Source organism: Tardiphaga sp. P4_G1, assembly GCF_056401215.1.
The window spans coordinates 45,363-61,316 of record NZ_JBFUJU010000006.1; the positions used below are offsets into that span (position 1 = coordinate 45,363).

Annotated in this window: 25 protein-coding genes; 13 read left to right on the forward strand and 12 right to left on the reverse strand. The window is 57.5% G+C overall.

All coding sequences use genetic code 11. The features are described 5' to 3' along the window. Positions 1 to 2 precede the first annotated feature (2 nt). Together AC1DUY_RS15455 and AC1DUY_RS15460 are read left to right on the forward strand one after the other, a co-directional pair. Positions 3 to 1,337 (forward strand): hypothetical protein, encoded by a 1,335-nt coding sequence (locus tag AC1DUY_RS15455; RefSeq protein WP_478115378.1) that lies wholly within the window; start codon positions 3 to 5, stop codon positions 1,335 to 1,337. Positions 1,338 to 1,395: 58 nt separating this feature from the next. Continuing rightward, complete coding sequence (locus AC1DUY_RS15460) at positions 1,396 to 2,466, forward strand: acyltransferase family protein (protein WP_478115380.1); 1,071 nt, start codon at positions 1,396 to 1,398, stop codon at positions 2,464 to 2,466. A 112-nt stretch (positions 2,467 to 2,578) separates the two neighbouring features. Here the strand turns inward: AC1DUY_RS15460 and AC1DUY_RS15465 are convergent, their stop codons facing one another. Both AC1DUY_RS15465 and AC1DUY_RS15470 read right to left on the reverse strand, forming a co-directional pair. Further along, positions 2,579 to 2,896 carry a septal ring lytic transglycosylase RlpA family protein gene (locus tag AC1DUY_RS15465; protein WP_478115870.1) on the reverse strand — a complete coding sequence of 106 codons (318 nt, stop codon included), beginning with the start codon at positions 2,894 to 2,896 and terminating at the stop codon, positions 2,579 to 2,581. Between the two features lie 593 nt (positions 2,897 to 3,489). Then, positions 3,490 to 3,726 carry a hypothetical protein gene (locus tag AC1DUY_RS15470; RefSeq protein WP_478115382.1) on the reverse strand — a complete coding sequence of 79 codons (237 nt, stop codon included), beginning with the start codon at positions 3,724 to 3,726 and terminating at the stop codon, positions 3,490 to 3,492. A gap of 165 nt (positions 3,727 to 3,891) precedes the next feature. Between AC1DUY_RS15470 and AC1DUY_RS15475 the strand changes: the two genes are divergently transcribed. Continuing rightward, positions 3,892 to 4,107 carry a lipocalin-like domain-containing protein gene (locus tag AC1DUY_RS15475; RefSeq protein ID WP_478115384.1) on the forward strand — a complete coding sequence of 72 codons (216 nt, stop codon included), beginning with the start codon at positions 3,892 to 3,894 and terminating at the stop codon, positions 4,105 to 4,107. Between the two features lie 369 nt (positions 4,108 to 4,476). On the opposite strand, the gene AC1DUY_RS15480 is transcribed toward AC1DUY_RS15475, so the two are convergent. Beyond that, on the reverse strand, positions 4,477 to 4,722 hold the full coding sequence (locus tag AC1DUY_RS15480) for a hypothetical protein (protein ID WP_478115386.1): 246 nt from the start codon (positions 4,720 to 4,722) through the stop codon (positions 4,477 to 4,479). 95 nt (positions 4,723 to 4,817) lie between these two features. Between AC1DUY_RS15480 and AC1DUY_RS15485 the strand changes: the two genes are divergently transcribed. Further along, positions 4,818 to 4,994, forward strand: coding sequence for a hypothetical protein (locus AC1DUY_RS15485; protein ID WP_170849799.1), 177 nt, complete (start codon positions 4,818 to 4,820; stop codon positions 4,992 to 4,994). A 135-nt stretch (positions 4,995 to 5,129) separates the two neighbouring features. Here the strand turns inward: AC1DUY_RS15485 and AC1DUY_RS15490 are convergent, their stop codons facing one another. The 3 genes from AC1DUY_RS15490 to AC1DUY_RS15500 are packed head-to-tail and all read right to left on the reverse strand — an operon-like array spanning position 5,130 to position 6,040. Then, a complete protein-coding gene (locus tag AC1DUY_RS15490; protein WP_093760786.1) occupies positions 5,130 to 5,393 on the reverse strand; it encodes a hypothetical protein in 264 nt (87 codons plus the stop codon). Between the two features lie 58 nt (positions 5,394 to 5,451). Next, on the reverse strand, positions 5,452 to 5,805 hold the full coding sequence (locus AC1DUY_RS15495) for a hypothetical protein (protein ID WP_093760788.1): 354 nt from the start codon (positions 5,803 to 5,805) through the stop codon (positions 5,452 to 5,454). Between the two features lie 4 nt (positions 5,806 to 5,809). After that, positions 5,810 to 6,040 (reverse strand): hypothetical protein, encoded by a 231-nt coding sequence (locus AC1DUY_RS15500; protein WP_093760790.1) that lies wholly within the window; start codon positions 6,038 to 6,040, stop codon positions 5,810 to 5,812. Positions 6,041 to 7,041: 1,001 nt separating this feature from the next. Here AC1DUY_RS15500 and AC1DUY_RS15505 point away from each other — a divergent pair. The 6 genes from AC1DUY_RS15505 to AC1DUY_RS15530 all read left to right on the forward strand — a co-directional run bounded on the left by AC1DUY_RS15505 (position 7,042) and on the right by AC1DUY_RS15530 (position 9,478). Then, positions 7,042 to 7,419, forward strand: a complete 378-nt coding sequence (locus tag AC1DUY_RS15505; protein WP_478115389.1) for a hypothetical protein — start codon at positions 7,042 to 7,044, stop codon at positions 7,417 to 7,419. A 67-nt stretch (positions 7,420 to 7,486) separates the two neighbouring features. Then, positions 7,487 to 7,936: a hypothetical protein gene (locus AC1DUY_RS15510; protein ID WP_093760794.1), complete on the forward strand. Its 450-nt coding sequence runs from the start codon at positions 7,487 to 7,489 to the stop codon at positions 7,934 to 7,936. Positions 7,937 to 7,938: 2 nt separating this feature from the next. Further along, positions 7,939 to 8,661, forward strand: coding sequence for an SOS response-associated peptidase (locus AC1DUY_RS15515; protein ID WP_478115392.1), 723 nt, complete (start codon positions 7,939 to 7,941; stop codon positions 8,659 to 8,661). Continuing rightward, positions 8,658 to 8,927, forward strand: coding sequence for a hypothetical protein (locus AC1DUY_RS15520; RefSeq protein WP_478115394.1), 270 nt, complete (start codon positions 8,658 to 8,660; stop codon positions 8,925 to 8,927). Before AC1DUY_RS15515 ends, AC1DUY_RS15520 begins: the two co-directional genes overlap by 4 nt. Then, a complete protein-coding gene (locus tag AC1DUY_RS15525) occupies positions 8,924 to 9,187 on the forward strand; it encodes a helix-turn-helix domain-containing protein (RefSeq protein ID WP_478115396.1) in 264 nt (87 codons plus the stop codon). Before AC1DUY_RS15520 ends, AC1DUY_RS15525 begins: the two co-directional genes overlap by 4 nt. Before the next feature lie 69 nt (positions 9,188 to 9,256). Beyond that, positions 9,257 to 9,478 (forward strand): DUF6894 family protein, encoded by a 222-nt coding sequence (locus AC1DUY_RS15530; protein WP_478115398.1) that lies wholly within the window; start codon positions 9,257 to 9,259, stop codon positions 9,476 to 9,478. A gap of 27 nt (positions 9,479 to 9,505) precedes the next feature. Here AC1DUY_RS15530 and AC1DUY_RS15535 read toward each other — a convergent pair whose 3' ends face one another. From AC1DUY_RS15535 to AC1DUY_RS15545, 3 genes are read right to left on the reverse strand one after another with little or no spacing between them, the layout of a single operon-like run. Next, the gene (locus AC1DUY_RS15535) at positions 9,506 to 9,667 is read right to left on the reverse strand and encodes a DUF2934 domain-containing protein (protein WP_478115400.1); all 162 of its coding nucleotides are present in this window, start codon (positions 9,665 to 9,667) and stop codon (positions 9,506 to 9,508) included. A gap of 17 nt (positions 9,668 to 9,684) precedes the next feature. Next, a complete protein-coding gene (locus AC1DUY_RS15540) occupies positions 9,685 to 9,837 on the reverse strand; it encodes a hypothetical protein (RefSeq protein ID WP_478115401.1) in 153 nt (50 codons plus the stop codon). A gap of 20 nt (positions 9,838 to 9,857) precedes the next feature. After that, the gene (locus tag AC1DUY_RS15545) at positions 9,858 to 10,073 is read right to left on the reverse strand and encodes a hypothetical protein (RefSeq protein ID WP_478115403.1); all 216 of its coding nucleotides are present in this window, start codon (positions 10,071 to 10,073) and stop codon (positions 9,858 to 9,860) included. A gap of 712 nt (positions 10,074 to 10,785) precedes the next feature. Here AC1DUY_RS15545 and AC1DUY_RS15550 point away from each other — a divergent pair. Continuing rightward, positions 10,786 to 11,196, forward strand: coding sequence for a DUF2177 family protein (locus AC1DUY_RS15550; protein WP_439064736.1), 411 nt, complete (start codon positions 10,786 to 10,788; stop codon positions 11,194 to 11,196). Between the two features lie 71 nt (positions 11,197 to 11,267). Here the strand turns inward: AC1DUY_RS15550 and AC1DUY_RS15555 are convergent, their stop codons facing one another. From AC1DUY_RS15555 to AC1DUY_RS15565, 3 genes are all read right to left on the reverse strand, one after another. After that, the gene (locus AC1DUY_RS15555) at positions 11,268 to 12,098 is read right to left on the reverse strand and encodes a DUF1295 domain-containing protein (protein ID WP_478115407.1); all 831 of its coding nucleotides are present in this window, start codon (positions 12,096 to 12,098) and stop codon (positions 11,268 to 11,270) included. A 142-nt stretch (positions 12,099 to 12,240) separates the two neighbouring features. After that, positions 12,241 to 12,891, reverse strand: coding sequence for a ChrR family anti-sigma-E factor (locus tag AC1DUY_RS15560; protein ID WP_478115409.1), 651 nt, complete (start codon positions 12,889 to 12,891; stop codon positions 12,241 to 12,243). Beyond that, positions 12,888 to 13,541: a sigma-70 family RNA polymerase sigma factor gene (locus AC1DUY_RS15565; RefSeq protein ID WP_478115411.1), complete on the reverse strand. Its 654-nt coding sequence runs from the start codon at positions 13,539 to 13,541 to the stop codon at positions 12,888 to 12,890. Before AC1DUY_RS15565 ends, AC1DUY_RS15560 begins: the two co-directional genes overlap by 4 nt. 135 nt (positions 13,542 to 13,676) lie before the next feature. On the opposite strand from AC1DUY_RS15565, the gene AC1DUY_RS15570 reads away from it, so the two are divergent. Both AC1DUY_RS15570 and AC1DUY_RS15575 read left to right on the forward strand, forming a co-directional pair. Continuing rightward, entirely contained in the window at positions 13,677 to 15,023 is a 1,347-nt protein-coding gene (locus tag AC1DUY_RS15570) for an NAD(P)/FAD-dependent oxidoreductase (RefSeq protein ID WP_478115413.1), read from the forward strand. After that, positions 15,023 to 15,844 (forward strand): DUF1365 domain-containing protein, encoded by an 822-nt coding sequence (locus AC1DUY_RS15575; RefSeq protein WP_478115415.1) that lies wholly within the window; start codon positions 15,023 to 15,025, stop codon positions 15,842 to 15,844. The genes AC1DUY_RS15570 and AC1DUY_RS15575 overlap by 1 nt, the downstream gene beginning before the upstream one ends. Positions 15,845 to 15,954: the final 110 nt, after the last annotated feature.

Sequence of the window (15,954 nt, forward strand, 5' to 3'; positions counted from 1 at the left end):
TAATGGACCGCGCGGAAGGGCAAACCGACTTGCCGGCCTTGCCGTTCATGTCCACCTATCCGCCATTTGCGCATTGGATTGCCGCTCACATCGGACGCGTCGCCGGCTCGGGACTTCTCGGCATGACCGCAGTGGCGTCGGCATCTGTCGCGTTGTTCTACTTAACCATGTTCGCCATGACGTCTCGCATCTCCTGGCGCGCTGCAATACTCGCGCTTGCGATCACCGCCGCATACGCAGTCCTACGCGGACCGGTTTTCGGACGCATGGTTGTGAATAACTACTTTATTGCGCAAGTTATGGGTTCAGCGCTGATACCCATCGCTCTTGCAGGCGCCGCATTCCTGCATTGCCGACAACGCTGGCTTGGCGCCGATATTCTGGTGATGGCATTTGTACAAATTGTGGTGTGCACCCACCTGTTGCCAGCCCTGCAGCTCTCGGCGATCTATTGCTGCATTCTACTGTTTGACTTCTGGAGCGGGCGTAACCGGCGCGCGTTCTCGCGGCTGCTCGCTTTCTCTTCGATAACCCTTGCTCTCACCCTCCGAAATCCCTTTATCGGGACCATGTATGAGGCGTCGCAATACGAGGCCGGCGCTCACATCAACTTATTCGGAAACCGATTCGCTCAGATCGTGCTCGTTTCGGCGGGAATTTTCCTTTCCATCAAGATGCTCTCCACGTCGCGAGAAAATCGATACTTCCTTACGATTGCGTGTGTAGGCTTGGGCACCAGTCTAGTTACCATCCTGCATATCGCTCTTCACACTGCCGGCTTGACCACCAACTACTCGATTGCAAAAACTATCTTCATGACAGTCAGCGCTGTCATCTTCCTTAGCGCCGCGTTGCTGTCGAAGAAGGGCACGCTTTCGCAGGAGCCCCGCCCCGCTCCTCACTTGAGTGGAGCCGCCCTCATTGCTTGCGGAGCAATGTCTCTTTTTGCAACCCGAGTAGATCTGTACCCGTCGATCGTCAGTCTGCGCCCAGTCGTGGCGTTCCAAAAAGATATCAGGGAGGTGCTTAAGAACTCGCCCGATCGACAGAAAACAACAGTGATAACCACCCTTTGGCCAAAGAACATTGCCTTTGCGATTGTCTACGGTGACCTACGTGTTCCACTCGGCCCGGCGACGAACGCCTTAACCGGCCAGAGCTTCCCTCCGGGTCAAATCAATACGGCTTTTGCGCCAGCGTCCGATCCAACAATCCAGACTCGTTGTGTCGATCACGCGCTGTCTCGCGGCCAAGCGATCGCGATGCACTACGATTGCCTGCTGAACACGAAGCCTCGCGACGGCGACCCTCAGGTCACTGAGCGAGCTGTGGAATGATCGCAGTCGTCCTAAGCTGGCCCGGCGATGGTTCCCGATCAAATAAGCGCGCAGACCGATGAGCACGACTTCCGAGAACAATCGAAATATTCAGCTTGATGGCCTCCGGGGTATCGCAGCCCTCAATGTCGCTATCTTCCATACGATACTAGGCATTGATGACTCGCTGACCACGCGGGTCGTCTATGGCAGGCTCTCCGACCTGAACGGCGCATCCGACTGGTTTGCAAAAGCTGTCCTCAAGGTGTTCAGCGGCGAGACTGCTGTCTTCATATTCTTCGTTTTAAGCGGCACGGTTCTTTTCCAAAGTCTGATGCGCGATCGGTCGCCACTACTCGGCACGACAGGAAAGTTCATCACCAGGCGCGCATTCCGGATCTACCCAGCACTGATTGTGTGCCTACTTTTTAATATCGGCGTTTACTCTTTCGTCGGTCGGCCTGTCAGCTTTTACAGCTTCCTGATCAACGCATCGCTATACGATTTCCCAATCAATGGCGTGACGTGGACCCTGAATGTCGAGATCGTAGGCGTCGCGTTTGTGTTGTTGGCTTTTTTCGGATGGCGGCAGTTGGGACTATGGGGGATGTTCGCAGCGGCGACCTTGATCTGGCTGTTCTTTCGATATTCTGGGGCCCCAATCGCCACCACGTTCAAGTACTTTTGGATCTACTTTGTGCTCGGCATGCTAATTCCGACGAAGATTGGCGAGACGGTCGCTCGGTATGCGCCTGTCTGGACGACCATACCAATCCTGCTGCTCGCCATTTTCTTTAAATCCACCGTTCAACAGATTGCTATTGGCCTTCTTGTCCTGATGATTTTCTACAACAAGGCTGGCCTGCTAGGCGCATGGCTGTCTGCTCCAGTAGCTCAGTTTCTCGGGCGGATAAGTTACAGCTTCTATCTCTATAATTTTGTGATCTTCGTCTACCTCTGCGACTACGCGAAACGTTTCAATTGGGTCGCTGAAAATCCGATTTTGGGCGGTCTTTTCGTTTCGATCTTCACTGTCGCAGCAACGATTCCCCTCGCCTATCTGTCGATGAAGTTCATCGAGATTCCGGGCGTTGCAGTGGGGCGTATCTTAACATCGAGCAAAAGATTGACCGCGATGAGAGCGACTTAATCCGATCTTAGCCTACGGGCCTCGCGCTACCCATTATCGAACAAGCTGATCATGCCGCACGGTGACCGCCTCGGGATACAGCCGGGCAAGTTTACAGAGAAAATAGGACCGGTCACCCGGTCGCCCTCTCGGGCCTCGTGGGCTCCTGGACGGTGACGCGCGGGATACCGCCCATGCCGATTGCGTTGGCTGCTGCTCGAGACAGATCGATGCAGCGCCCCTTGACGAACGGCCCGCGATCCGTAATCCGCACCCTCACCGATCGACCGTTTGCCTTATTCGTCACAGTGACGTGGCTGCCGAAGCGCCTCGTGCGGTGCGCAGCTGTCAGGGCGTATGTGTTGAACCGTTCGCCGGAAGCCGTCCTGCGGCCGTGATAGCCGTCCCCCACACCGTACTGACTGGCGATGCAGGCTTCCTCCTTGGTCATGGTGACGTTGATCGAGCGGACCCCTGCGAAAATATCCTGAGCAGCTGCAGGCATTGTGGATAGCGCGCACAGCAAGGCTGCCGCAAAGAGGCGGATCATTGAGTTTCCTTTGGTTGTGATGCTAGAGGTCGATGGCCGGCGTGACCCCAGAAGCCACGCCAGGGCTTGGCCCGGCGCTCATGGATTCGGTTGAGCGTCGGGCCGTTTCATTTGCCAGGCTTGCTGGAACGAGAATCGTTATTGTCTCTTTTCCCGCCGGTCAGCATCTTTTGCAGAGGCTGTTGGCCTGGCTCGGCGGTCTCCCTGTCCCCAACTCAACGCCGCCGAGCCTCCCCGTTATACGTCGGGTCGTCGCACTAGGTTGCCGGGTCATCCGTCATTTCGGGTACCGAACCGTGCGGCACGGGGCCGCTTGATGTCAGATGTACACACCGGCGGCCCCATTATTCGCCGCCATGCGGATGCTGGCTGGAACGTCGTCGACCAGATTAGATTATTTGAAGAGCCGGATAGCCCGATCCTCCAAGGTCCAAGAACATCCGGTCAGGCCCGACGGCATTTCCCCCGATGACGTCGGGCCGAGTTATTGCGAGCTACCCCGCTGCTCGATTGATATCAAGTGCAGGTTCAGGACAGGGCGTCGCCCAGTTTCTCTCTACCCCGTCCGGATCTAAGCGCCTCAGAGATAAATGCATCTCGTGCGCCTTGATCATGACCGCTGCTCGCGTCCGCCCGATTGCTTTAGCGATGTCTTCGGGCGGCAGCGTTCCAGCCAACACGCCGAGCGTGGCTGTTTCATCGTCGGTCCAGCGGCGGTGGATCATCGCCATCTTTACCTCTTGGTGTTGGCCCCAACCGCTCTAGTCATGCAAGTGCCAGACCAATGACACGACGTCGGATGTACGGACGCGCAATGGTACTCGCTTCCTCGTAGCGGCCGATGTCATCCCCGCCTCTTTCCGACTGCTGGCGAAGGAAAAACCGCTCTGGAGGGAATGATCGTGATGTTTGGCGACTATAGAGTGAATGAGACTGACAATTCAGTATCCTTGCACATTATCGGTGGCAGCTTCCCCGCGTGGGACAATACGAATAAGAAGCGTTTCATCGCGATCAGTAACGATGACCTCACATATAAGAATCCTACGCCGGCAACCGGTGGCGGTACTGCTGTGGTGACTCTGAAACGTGCGCCAAGCGCAACTGAATGATCTCTTCTGACCCTCGCAATACCCTCTTGATGAATGGATGCACATCCATTTCGTTACGGCATGCGCGTGCTTTCAACGACGATGGCGGCCATGACAGCTGTGGCACTCATTGCGACCGCCGTTTCTTGCTGTCAGTGGCCTGGCTCTAGGCCTCACAAGAGCATTAAGGGCAAGCCCAGCACCAGCAGGAAAATGACGAGGACGCCAAGTCCTAAATTATCGTCGCCCTTTACTTCTCTTGAGGCCGTCGGTTCGACCGTCGACATTTCTCAGCCTGAAAATAAGCCAGCCACTTATCGACGAGCCATCCAATGCCCGTCTGCTGGCGCCTGAGATATATTTGATTTCCACCCATCACCATCGGCCCCTCTACGAGGCCGCTTGAAGCGCGCGCGCTTCGAGAGCTTCCATGTATTGAGCAATGGCTCTGTTTGAGAGCAGCAGGCGGCTCCTTATCCCCTGCCTGATCATGGTTTCAACCGAGCGGAGCAGAATGTGCGAGCAGAACTCTGCGTCCTCGATCTCGCCTGCCCGTTCCAGATAATCCCAGGCAATTTGAATCGCCTCTTCCATGAGGACAGCGAGGTGAACCAGTTGGCCAGGATTGTTTCTCATGCCTATTCAAACGGCACGAATTGGATTCGTTCCGCGCAAACGGGGAACACACGATTAAACCGGAGGTTACGAACATATAGATGAAAGGACAGACTATGAGCGTCGAGAAAACAAACCCGGCAAGCGAAGACGACCGCGATAAGCAGGACTGGGGTAACCAATCACAGAGCAACGAGCCCTGGAAGCAGAACGCTCAGAACACCACCGACCCGAGCCTGCCGGATACACCAAAGCCGGACTTAGAGAAGTGGAAAGACACCAACACCCACTGACCAACAAATAGCCCGCCGCACCGGAGGACTCCAATGCGACGGGCTTTTTCGAAGCCGCGTTGGGGCGCGGCCTCACTGATTGAATGTGAAGTTACCTGAAACGTTCCGGGGTCCGACCAGCGACCTTCCATACCGCTAGTGCCGTTCGGAGAGCCGATCGTAGTTTTCTTTCACGATTGTTCTGAGGTCAGCGCAGACGGCTGATTGGGATGACCCGGCCGCAAGATCAAGGAACGCCCGACCGAAGGCTTTCGTCTTTTCACGGACCATTAGATCAGCTTCATCCCATGCGGCCGTCCCCCCAAGCATAAAAACTTGCATACGTAGTGCGACGACCCGGCTCGCTTCGAAGCCGAGAAGGGAAGCTTCGGTCATTGCGACGAGAGTAGATGCAAACATGATGGCTCCAATGGCGATAGCTCCGCTCTAAACGGACGGGACCGCATTGGAACACCGGCTATCGAGCATCGTTCCCCGGCAGGTGCGTAAGCTGCCCCGCGGCTGCAACGTCGCGCGCCGCATTCAGCGCTGTAACGGCGATTTCTCGAAGCCGATCCCGCGGAAAGTTCAGCCGAAGCATGGCTTGGAAGCCGAGTTCGTAGTTTCCGAGAATTTCCTGCTCGAGCACAAGCGCGACGGCTTCTATCTGCGCCTGGGAGGGTGGCGGATCTGGAACGATATCGGCTGACAACTTTCTGATGGAGCCGCCCGCCGCGAGGACGGCCTCGGACATCAAGACACCTATTTGGACGTTCAGCGCGCCTAGTTTCAGCAAGCCGTCGACAATTTCGCGAGCGGGATCGTAACTCATCTGCCTACCAACGGCGCCGCCGTGCAATCGCTGCCCCGAAAAGGAAAGCAACCAAGAGGGCGCCCAATGGCGCGTCCCGTGTGACCTTTGCCAGAATGTCCAACGGTCTGCCGGGCTTGCGGCCCTCGTCGATCGCTGAGCTGACCCGGTCGGCGGCGTCTTTGACGCCATCGATGACGACATCTTTCAAATCCTCGGCCGGCTCGGCAGCCGGTAGTGGCGTTTCGTGTGTCATTTTGTGATCTCCTCGCTGCAGCAGCACAAGCTCGCGATCGGGCATATCGTTCCAACCAAGTCGGCACGACACTCGGTTAGTGGGACAAGGTGTGAAGCCCTGGGAGTGACGCCGGCCAAATGGCGGCATGGGAACGTTATGATCTGCAAGCCGTTCGTTCATCCATGGCGGCAAGGTGCGGCCACAAGGATGTGTCATGCCAGCCGATCGAGAAACAGCCGTCGCCCCTCACGAAACTCCACAGACCGATCACACGCCTGTCCCAGCCAAAATGCTGACAATCGGTCTAGTCGTTTGGCTGCTCGGGGGTGGGCTAGCGGTGCTAGGCGCCTACGCCTTTCTACTTCGAGGTTGATCAAGCCTTCCCTGGACCGAGAGCTGGAGCCGTGCCCGTGTGATTCCTCGTTGTCCTGCTGCCCCCGTGACGCCCTCCTCGCCATCGGCCAAAATGTCCGGCATGAAAGCTGACAGTCGGCCAGCAGTATTTTGTCTCGTGTGTTTCGCTATTTTGATAGCGGGCGTCATGGTCGAGAAGTTCTGGGATTGTCGTCTCACGAAAGGCCTGACGGAATCGGAGTGCTTGTTCACGCCTGCTCCGTATACCGTGCCCTAGAGACCGCTCGCTGAGGCGGCCTTACTTTCCGCGCTCGATGTCACGGGCCTGTTGTTCCAGTTCGTCAGTAAGTTCAAGAATACGTCTGGCCGTTTCGGGATCAGTGGTCATACGCGCCATAGCTCGATACTTATCGACCTTGTCACGAAGCTCCCTGACTGTGCGCCTTGTATGCATCTCATCCTCCGCGCCCATAGCGTGACGCGCGAAGAAGAAATTGGTTCTTTAGAACACCTCCAAATCCGCCTCTGCCGAAGTGGGCCAATGGGGATCGACACAGACCCGTACCCGCCGTTTAGGGGGCGCGAGATTCAACCTCCACGGACTCGACTTTTGTTCTTGATATGTTCTAATTGCAGACATGAGTGACAGACCCGCAAGCTGGCGCATGCCGACGCCCAAACAGATGGAAAAGTTGGCTTCCAAGCTAGACCGGCAACCCGAACCTGCCAGCCCCATGCCCGGCCCTGCGGACGACCTGCCGGAAGCATATTGGGACTCGATCGTCCGGGATCCTCGCGATCAGATCTGCACCGGCGTTCCCATCCAGCAACGGCGCCTATCGGAAATTCCGCGCCATGTTCTGCGTGTCGCCTGCCGACGGTGCGACCGCATCGTGGAAATTCAGACCGTGGATGCTGTGCGTCTCTACGGAGCCCATGCCATCTGGAAAGACGTCGGCAAGAAGTTGCTCGACAACGGCTGCCAAGAACGCACAGGACGCCTTGAGGAAGACGGGTGCTGGCCGTCATTTGAGACGACATAGTATTTTTGATTCTTCTTTTTGACCGTCGCGCCTGGATGCTTTTTGACCGTCGCGCCTGGATGCCCATATGGCTCCGAAATATCATCCCACGCCCCTCTCCGGCGGCGACCGGAAAGCTCTGAGCAAAGAGCTCCGGAAAGCGCGCGGGATGACTGCCATCCTTGCCACGCAGTCCGACGAGATGAGGTCGAAGGGCGACGCCCTGATCAGGCAGGCTGATCGGCTTCTCTGCGAAAGCTGGAACGAGCGCATGTGGGCGGACGGTGAGCCGATAGATCCTTCCCCAACGATTGATCAGGCCATCAACGGCGGCTTCCCCTGGCTGGAGATTGAATGCTCGCGGTGCAAGACGCCAAACAACATCGACCTCGCTGCGCTACGCTGTCCGCCAACCACCTTCGTGCATGATCTCGCCAGCAAGCTAAGATGCGAGAAATGCAGAAAGGCCGGGAAGCGGCCGTCCGCGACGCTGCAACAGTTAGGCGAGCGACCGCGGCAATTGCGAACGGACACTTGATAATGTGCAATCTCTATTCGATGACGAAGAACCAGGACGCCATCCGCCGGCTATTCAATTTCGACGTCGACAGCACCGGCAACCTCCAGTCGATGCCAGGTATTTTCCCAGATTATCCGGCTCCGATCGTGCGTAACGGCCCCCAGGCCACGGAACTGACGCTAGCCCGTTGGGGGATGCCGTCCTCACAGTTCGCTCAGATGCAGGCGACGAAGAAGCGGGCAGCGAAGCTTGAAGAAAAGGGCAAGCAGTTTGACTTCAAGGAGCTCCTGAGGATGGAGCCCGACAGCGGCACGACCAACATTCGCAACCTCGACAGCAAGCATTGGAAGCGCTGGTTAGGCGTCGAGTCGCGTTGCTTGGTGCCGTTCACGTCCTTCAGCGAGTTCAACAAAACTGAGGGCGGTGACATCTGGTTTGCGTTCGACGAGATTAGACCTCTGGCATTCTTTGCGGGAATCTGGACGAACTGGACATCGGTTCGGAAGGTCAAGGAAGGTGAGACAACCAACGATATCTTCGCCTTCCTGACCACCGAACCTAACGCCGAAGTCGGCGCAATCCACCCGAAAGCCATGCCGGTTATCCTGACGACGCCCGAAGACCTGCACACCTGGATGACGGCGCCAGCCGACGAAGCGATGAAGCTTCAGCGCCCCTTCCCGGACGGCGCGCTCAAGATCGTCGCCCGCGGCACCAAGAAAGACGAAGCTACTACTCCATGACGAAGTACGTTGACGACAAACGCCCCTACGCCGAGCCTGAGGCCGCAGCAGCCAAACTGCTTGAGATCGCGAAGACCCTCCGTATCGACGAAGGCCGGATGTCGATCGGCGAATGGAACGGCACCTTTCTACGCGGCGGAGGAAACGTCGTCGAATATACCGCTGGCCGCGACAAGCTGGTCGCCGACGGGATCATCCAGATCCACGAATGCGGCGGGTTCATTATGTGGAAGAGCACCGACCATAGGACACTCTCTGAAGCATGAAAAAGCCTCTGAGCCCTCGCAGTGCGAAGAAAGTCGACGTCGTCATTGGCCGACGCATCCGCGAAGCTCGCATCGCAAAGAAGATGAGCCAAGCTGACCTCGGCCAAGCAGTGGGCGTGTCCTTTCAGCAGATCCAAAAATACGAGAAGGCCGCGAACCGGATCAGCGCCAGCACACTCTTTGCGATCTGTCAGTTCCTCGATTATCCGATCGAGAAGATTTTTGAACCAGCGAAAGCCAAACAGCCCCGCGAGCCCTAGATGCGTCCTTTAACAAAGTCTCTGCAGCGCTTTTCAGGAACAAGCACGGCTTCTAGAGGTTGGCCGGGCATGCCCAGATATTTTTTCCATCTCGCCGGACAAATCCCCGCTAACGATCTTCTGGGCCACGAATGCGCCAGTGACGACGAGGCTAAGGATCACGGCAGCTTCATCGCCCATAGGATCGGGACAGAGAAGCCCACTATGATACGCAAAGAGAACTTTATCCGGGTGGTGAACAAGGAAGGCGATGAGATCGCCAAGGTCCCCCTCGCCTCAACAATGGTCTGAAACATAAATCCGATTAAGGCCTTTGGCTTACTCTGGCAGTGGCTTCGGATCTTCGTCGCCAGGAGCATCGCTTTCGAGCTCGCTTTTGGCTTGGTGCCAAAAACCATCGGCCTTCCCTTCCGGGCGGCCCTCTCTTTCCCAAAGTTTATGAGCGTACTCTCGGATCTGTTCTTCTGAATATTTGGGCATTGCAACCTCACCTTTACCTAGGTCTTGAAAAACACGAAATATACGACGGCAAAGGCGACCACCACCAAGCCGAGGCTCCAAACTAAAACGTTGCGAACGGACGGCCCCGGCTCGGCGCCGCGGGCTTTGCGCGCCGACTTCACTTCGGCGCCACTTTCATCTTTTCCCAAATCATATCCTTTCACGAAGTTTAGTTTGTCGCGCCACCTAGCGCCGTCTTGTTTCCAGCTTCGTTGCTTGGCGCGCTGACATGGACTTCGTGTCCCTGTCGGATGGCAAGGGATGCTGCGGCAACGGCAGCCTCAAATGCAGATTCCTTGGTCAGGAATTTTCCTTCAACATTCCCATCGTGAAGGACGCCCCAACTATCGCCAGACTCGATAATGGCATAAGTTGCAAGTCCCATCGTGATCTCCCTATTGTTTATTGGTGGCGAGCTACGCCAAGTGCTCGGGCGCTTTGGAAGAAGCCGCAGCGAGGCGGCCCTTACGTTGAGGCGCCAGAGCAAGCAAACGCCTCTAGGACGGCACATTTAGAAAGCCTCGCTGCGATTGTTGTTCCGCCTTTGAGCGATCTTCCAAGGGAACAAGAAACGGTCAATCGACTTCAGCTTGCTCGGGGCATGAAACGAGCGAGGAAAACGTGAAGAAGATATTGATAGCAGCTACAGCGGCAACACTAATGATTGCTCCAGCCGCCTTTGCACAGAGCGGTGCAAATCCGAGCGCGCCTCAGGTCAATTCCGCAGGCAACGGCGTTACACAGCCCGGCACTACCAGCACAGGCACGGCGGTCGATCGCCCGACATCGAGCACTCCACACGCGGCGCCACACGCTGGAGGATCGCAGACGGGCAACAATGCGAGCTCCCTGAGTGGATCGAACGCCGCGACGGGCACGACAGGGTCTAATAGCTCTGCCGAAGGTCGAACCTCCGGTGGTGGTGGCGGCGCGGGCGGTGGTGCCGGCGGCGGCGCGGGCGGTGGAAACTAACGCCAACATGGCCCCGGGAAACCGGGGCCTTTTGTTACTCCAGAGGCCGATCGTCCTCGGTCGAGTGATCCGAGCATCTCGCTGGCGCGTAATATCTTCAGCATCGACTCGGAAGGAAAATTAACTTGAAAACATACGGCATCGCCTATGTCGCGACGGGTCTAGTATTTCTCGCAATCGACGCGATCTGGCTAACGTTTGCGGCGCAGCGTCTCTATCGGCCGCTGATGGGCCAGATGCTGCTTGATAGCTTCCGGCCGGTACCGGCAGTGCTCTTCTATCTGATTTACGTTGCCGGCATCGTGGTGTTCGCCGTTGCCCCGGCGATTGCTAGCCAGCGTTTGACAACTGCCACGTTCTTCGGTGCTTTCCTCGGATTTGTTGCGTATGCGACCTACGATCTGACCAACCAGGCGACGTTGCGGAACTGGCCGGTCGCGGTAACGATCGCAGATCTATGCTGGGGAACGTTTCTGACGGCGTCTGCCGCAACCATCGGCTTTCTGATCACGCGCGCGTTCACAGCTTCATCCTGACGAGCTCAAGGACGTGGCTAACATTTCCGATGCGACAAGTCCGACGAAGCAGGCCGAGGAAATCACGCTCATCAAAGGTCTTCTTTGTTGCCGGCGGCGCCAGCGCCGCTCTGCGGGCCGGGCCAGAATGCGTTGACGCGGTGCTGGTATTCTCGGAAGGCCTTGCCGCGCGASCGCARCATGTGCCCTTCGAGAGGYGGAATGCCRGAGGCGTGGACGAGGAGCCAATACATCAGCAATGGCCCGGCGAAAGCCAGCCACCCCTGCGGATAGGCGCCTGTGAGATCGACCGCGATCACGGCATAAGCCAGCCATCCCAACCATTCAAAAAAATAGTTTGGGTGGCGTGACCTACCCCAAAGCCCGACGTCGCAAACTTTTCCCTGGTTTCCGGGGTCTAGGCGAAAGGTGGAMAGCTGGCGATCYGCGATCGTTTCYCCGACAACGGCCGYAATCAGGATGRCAATTCCGAGCCAGTCTAGGACCCTCAGGCCAGRAGTYGGATTTTGCGCCGCGATCATKATAGAGAGGACGAGTACCAGCGCAGCCAATGCCTGGATTTGCAGGAACCAGAACAGGTGCGATCTGAAGGCRCTTCCCCACTGCTCGCGCAAGTGCCGGTAGCGAGGATCATCRCCGCCCCGCGCGGTGCGCGCCACGATGTGGATGCCGAGACGCAGTGCCCACAAGACCGCCAGCACTGCCACGAGTATCTGACGCGATGAAATTTCCCCCCCGGCGAAAGGRAGAAGAGCGGCSGCAGCGCCGAACACGCCRGTGGCAAACGACCATATCGCGTCGATCCATCCKGACTGGCCRGTTCGAAGCGCSACCAACCATGCTCCCGCCATGGTCAGTGAAAGGAAAATCGCAAGCGCAACGACTGCGATRACCARTGTCATGCGATCCTGTCCCGTKCCGTCCAAWCTGGCACAATTTTCGCGACGGCTTTCTCGCAAGGCCAATTACACGACYTCATGAAACATCTTCATAGGCCGACCGAGGCTAGCCAAAGGAATCTGATGGCTGTGCCGCCGCCATCGTTCAAAATCCCACGATCGGACGTAGGAGACGCCCCAGAAATCCATGARGGCGCGTATCTCCTTCCAAAGCAGCGAGACAGACGCAATCCGACTTCTCGCCGACAAGGGGCCGGTGATTRACTTCATCATCGGCTTCGTCGAGATCGCCGGGAAAATATTGACTGCGCTCGTCCGACAGAGATCCAGATAGAATCTGCATAAACTCCATGCCGGTGTGTCCATGGGCAGGCAGATGAAGCCCCGCTTTACCCTTAATCATCATGACTTTGGCATCTGGACTTCCGGCAATTTGSACCTTGCTCCATCTGAAGCCGGGGCCAAGCCATCGCCAGGGACCAATTTCGCAGTGGCGCATCGCATGAGGGAGCTCGATGCCCAGGTCCGGCTGCTTCCTCGGCCCGGGTTCTTTCACCAACGTGGATGGAATGCCTTCCAGCCGCTCCATGGTCCGTCCGAACAAATCCGTAGCAAGCGGAGCCAAGCGCATCTCGTCGAGGATCGTGCCGCCCACAGCCTCGAACCGGGTTAAGCGCTCGCGGCAAACGGCACATCCTTCGAGGTGAACGCGGATGACTAGTGCCGGGCCGGCGCCCAACGCTCCGGCCGCAAGACGCAGAAGCGTTTCGTCGCTGGGGTGATGGTTGATCGTCATATATCGCGGTCCAATAGSGTTCGCAGCCGGTTCAATGCGAGCCGGACGCGGGATTTTACGGTGCCGAGCGGGATGCCCAGCTCACGAGCGATCTCCGCATGCGGCGCTTCGGAGAAGAAAGAGAGTTTCACGATGGTTGCCTGTTCATTTGATARGGTCGCCAGCGCTTTCCGGACCTCTTCTTCCCGCTCTGCCATGATCACGATATCTTCGCCCGACGGTGGCGTGTCCGGTTCGTCACTCAGATCCRAGAGATGATCGGCCGTSCGGGAGCGCGAGCGGCGCAGCCTGTCGATCCTCTGGTTACGAGCAATCGTAAACACCCATGTCGACGCGCCCGCCCGGCTGGGATCGAAATAGGACGCCTTTCTCCATACCGCGATCATGACTTCCTGTGTCACCTCCTCGGCAACCGACTCCGCGAGACCGGYCCGAATAAGGAAGCCTTTCACACGCGGCGCGAAATAGGCGAAGAGCTGCGCGAACGCCTTGCGATCCCGCGCCCGTGCAACGGCATCTATCAGGCGGATCAACTCTACAGGAGAGGGCAGCACCTCTTTTTTAATGCCCTCGCTCAAAACAATGAGCCTCGCCGCCGGACCGACGTCCCGCGTGCGCCTGATGTCGAGATGTAATCTTGCAGCATCCATTTGCCCTTCATACGCGCCCTCCCCCCAATTGGATCACGCCTCAAGTGATCCAATGCGCGCTGGGTTCCGTAAATATTGGCAGCTTGGCCCGTGGAGGAAAGTCTTTTGACGAGAAAGATTGCTGGGAGTGATAGAATGAACAGCYTTAACRCCGCGGCACATAGCGGAAGCCTCGACATAGCCGTTGTTGGGAGTGGTATTTCCGGCCTGTCCGCAGCGTGGTTGCTTTCAAAACGACATCGGGTTGTTCTATACGAAGCCGATACCCGCCTGGGTGGGCAYAGCCACACGGTCGATGTSGCGGGTGCCGCGATCGATACCGGCTTTATTGTCTTCAACGAATCCACCTATCCAAACCTGACATCACTCTTTGAGCATATCGGCGTCGCSACGAAGCGATCCGACATGTCATTTGCCGTCTCGCTCGACGATGGCAGGCTCGAATACTCCGGAACCGGCCTTCTGGGCCTGTTCGCGCAGGGTCGAAACGCCATCAGCCCACGATTCTGGCGGATGCTGCGCGACCTCGTGCGCTTCTATCGYGAGGCGCCACGCAATGTGGCGGCCTTGGGCCTGATTACGCTTGATGAGTATCTCGACGCCGCCGGYTACGGAGARGGATTYCGCAACGATCATCTCTACCCGATGGCGGCCGCCATTTGGTCCACGCCTGCTGCAAAGATCGGCGCCTATCCAGCGGCATCATTTATTAAGTTTTGCGACACCCACGGCCTCCTGAAACTGTCTAGCCGCCCCATCTGGCGCACCGTTTGCGACGGCAGCCGCTCATATGTGCGAGTGCTTACTGACGCCATAGCCGAAGTGGTGTCTGACTATCCGATCAGTACGATCGTTCGCACCACGAACGGTTCCGAGGTCGTCGGATATGACGGTGATCGTCGCCGTTTCGATCAGGTGGTGATTGCCACTCACGCGGATCAAGCGCTCCAAGTGCTTGCTGATCCGAGCAGCGAGGAGCGGCGATTGCTCGGCGCGTTCAACTATATCAACAACGATGCAGTCCTTCATTCGGACCCTCGCTTGATGCCGCGCCGCCGCCGGGTCTGGTCGAGCTGGAACTACATGGCGAGGGACGACGATGACGGTCGCAAGCTCGCCGTGACGTATTGGATGAACCGTCTTCAGGAAATCAAAAGCGAGCGACCCCTCTTCGTCACGCTCAATCCCCACCGGGAGATCGCACCCAACGCTATTCTCAGGAAAATGCGCTACAGCCATCCACGTTTCGATGCGCAGGCGATGCAAGCGCAGAGAGAGCTTTGGTCGTTGCAGGGCAAGCGCAATACATGGTTTTGCGGGGCTTACTTCGGCGCCGGCTTCCACGAGGATGGATTACAAGCCGGGCTTGCCGTCGCTGAAGCCCTCGGGGATCTGCGGCGCCCCTGGACAGTCGCTGACGAATCCGGCCGCATCCATGTTCATGAGACAGTGCTCGCCACGCCTGAAACGGAGGCTGCCTGATGTCGAGCTTTCGTTCGGCCCTCTACTCCGGCTCAGTGATGCATCACCGATTGCGGCCAAGAGAGCATCGGCTGCGCTACAGCATTTTCTACATGCTTCTCGATCTYGATGAAGTCGATATGCTGGCAGGCAGGCTGCACCTCTTCTCGCACAACCGCTTCAACCTCTTCAGCTTCCATGATCGGGATCACGGCGAGGGAGAGACCACGTCGCCGCGGGCCAGGATCGAGCGGCATTTGCAAGAGGCYGGCATCGAAGCCGGCGGCCCGCTCCGGCTTCTCACCATGCCGCGCATCCTGGGATACGCCTTCAATCCGCTGAGCATCTATTTCTGCTACAGGCGAGACAACTCGATTTCGGCGATCTTATACGAGGTCAGCAATACGTTCGGTGAGCGTCACAATTATCTCATTCCCGTTGCCCGCGACACGAAAGTGCCAATCCGCCAGAAAAGCCAGAAGTCCTTCTACGTTTCCCCCTTCATGAGCACCGACATGGTCTATTCGTTTTCTGTCGTCCCTCCGGGAAAGAATTTGACGGTTTCGGTCATCGGTCACGATGCACAAGGGCCGCTGCTCATCGCCAAGCTCGCTGCAACCCGCCAGAATCTGACCGACGCAGCTCTAGCGCACGCCTTCTGCGTTTACCCCCTGCTGACCTTGAAGGTGATCGCAGGCATCCACTGGGAAGCACTGCTGATTTGGCTCAAGGGCATTCGCCGGCATCACCACCCTTCTCCCCCCGATCGACCGATAACACTCGGCCGCGATCTCGAAGCGGCCCCCCATTTGACGAAGGACACGACAAATGTCCTCCGATAGCCAAATCTGGGAGAGCGTTACCTCATCCGCCGAAAGGAAGATGGCGTGAGTTGGCCATGCTACGCTGGGGATGCCGTCGTCGAGCGATGCCTTCTCCAAGAAGGCAAAGA

What these genes read in the sequence shown, in the direction of transcription:
- AC1DUY_RS15455 (WP_478115378.1), top strand. Translation starts at nt 3, where the DNA reads ATGGACCGCGCGGAAGGGCAAACCGACTTGCCGGCCTTGCCGTTCATG.
- AC1DUY_RS15460 (WP_478115380.1), top strand. Translation starts at nt 1,396, where the DNA reads ATGAGCACGACTTCCGAGAACAATCGAAATATTCAGCTTGATGGCCTC.
- AC1DUY_RS15465 (WP_478115870.1), bottom strand. Translation starts at nt 2,896, where the DNA reads ATGACCAAGGAGGAAGCCTGCATCGCCAGTCAGTACGGTGTGGGGGAC.
- AC1DUY_RS15470 (WP_478115382.1), bottom strand. Translation starts at nt 3,726, where the DNA reads ATGGCGATGATCCACCGCCGCTGGACCGACGATGAAACAGCCACGCTC.
- AC1DUY_RS15475 (WP_478115384.1), top strand. Translation starts at nt 3,892, where the DNA reads ATGATCGTGATGTTTGGCGACTATAGAGTGAATGAGACTGACAATTCA.
- AC1DUY_RS15480 (WP_478115386.1), bottom strand. Translation starts at nt 4,722, where the DNA reads ATGAGAAACAATCCTGGCCAACTGGTTCACCTCGCTGTCCTCATGGAA.
- AC1DUY_RS15485 (WP_170849799.1), top strand. Translation starts at nt 4,818, where the DNA reads ATGAGCGTCGAGAAAACAAACCCGGCAAGCGAAGACGACCGCGATAAG.
- AC1DUY_RS15490 (WP_093760786.1), bottom strand. Translation starts at nt 5,393, where the DNA reads ATGTTTGCATCTACTCTCGTCGCAATGACCGAAGCTTCCCTTCTCGGC.
- AC1DUY_RS15495 (WP_093760788.1), bottom strand. Translation starts at nt 5,805, where the DNA reads ATGAGTTACGATCCCGCTCGCGAAATTGTCGACGGCTTGCTGAAACTA.
- AC1DUY_RS15500 (WP_093760790.1), bottom strand. Translation starts at nt 6,040, where the DNA reads ATGACACACGAAACGCCACTACCGGCTGCCGAGCCGGCCGAGGATTTG.
- AC1DUY_RS15505 (WP_478115389.1), top strand. Translation starts at nt 7,042, where the DNA reads ATGCCGACGCCCAAACAGATGGAAAAGTTGGCTTCCAAGCTAGACCGG.
- AC1DUY_RS15510 (WP_093760794.1), top strand. Translation starts at nt 7,487, where the DNA reads ATGGCTCCGAAATATCATCCCACGCCCCTCTCCGGCGGCGACCGGAAA.
- AC1DUY_RS15515 (WP_478115392.1), top strand. Translation starts at nt 7,939, where the DNA reads ATGTGCAATCTCTATTCGATGACGAAGAACCAGGACGCCATCCGCCGG.
- AC1DUY_RS15520 (WP_478115394.1), top strand. Translation starts at nt 8,658, where the DNA reads ATGACGAAGTACGTTGACGACAAACGCCCCTACGCCGAGCCTGAGGCC.
- AC1DUY_RS15525 (WP_478115396.1), top strand. Translation starts at nt 8,924, where the DNA reads ATGAAAAAGCCTCTGAGCCCTCGCAGTGCGAAGAAAGTCGACGTCGTC.
- AC1DUY_RS15530 (WP_478115398.1), top strand. Translation starts at nt 9,257, where the DNA reads ATGCCCAGATATTTTTTCCATCTCGCCGGACAAATCCCCGCTAACGAT.
- AC1DUY_RS15535 (WP_478115400.1), bottom strand. Translation starts at nt 9,667, where the DNA reads ATGCCCAAATATTCAGAAGAACAGATCCGAGAGTACGCTCATAAACTT.
- AC1DUY_RS15545 (WP_478115403.1), bottom strand. Translation starts at nt 10,073, where the DNA reads ATGGGACTTGCAACTTATGCCATTATCGAGTCTGGCGATAGTTGGGGC.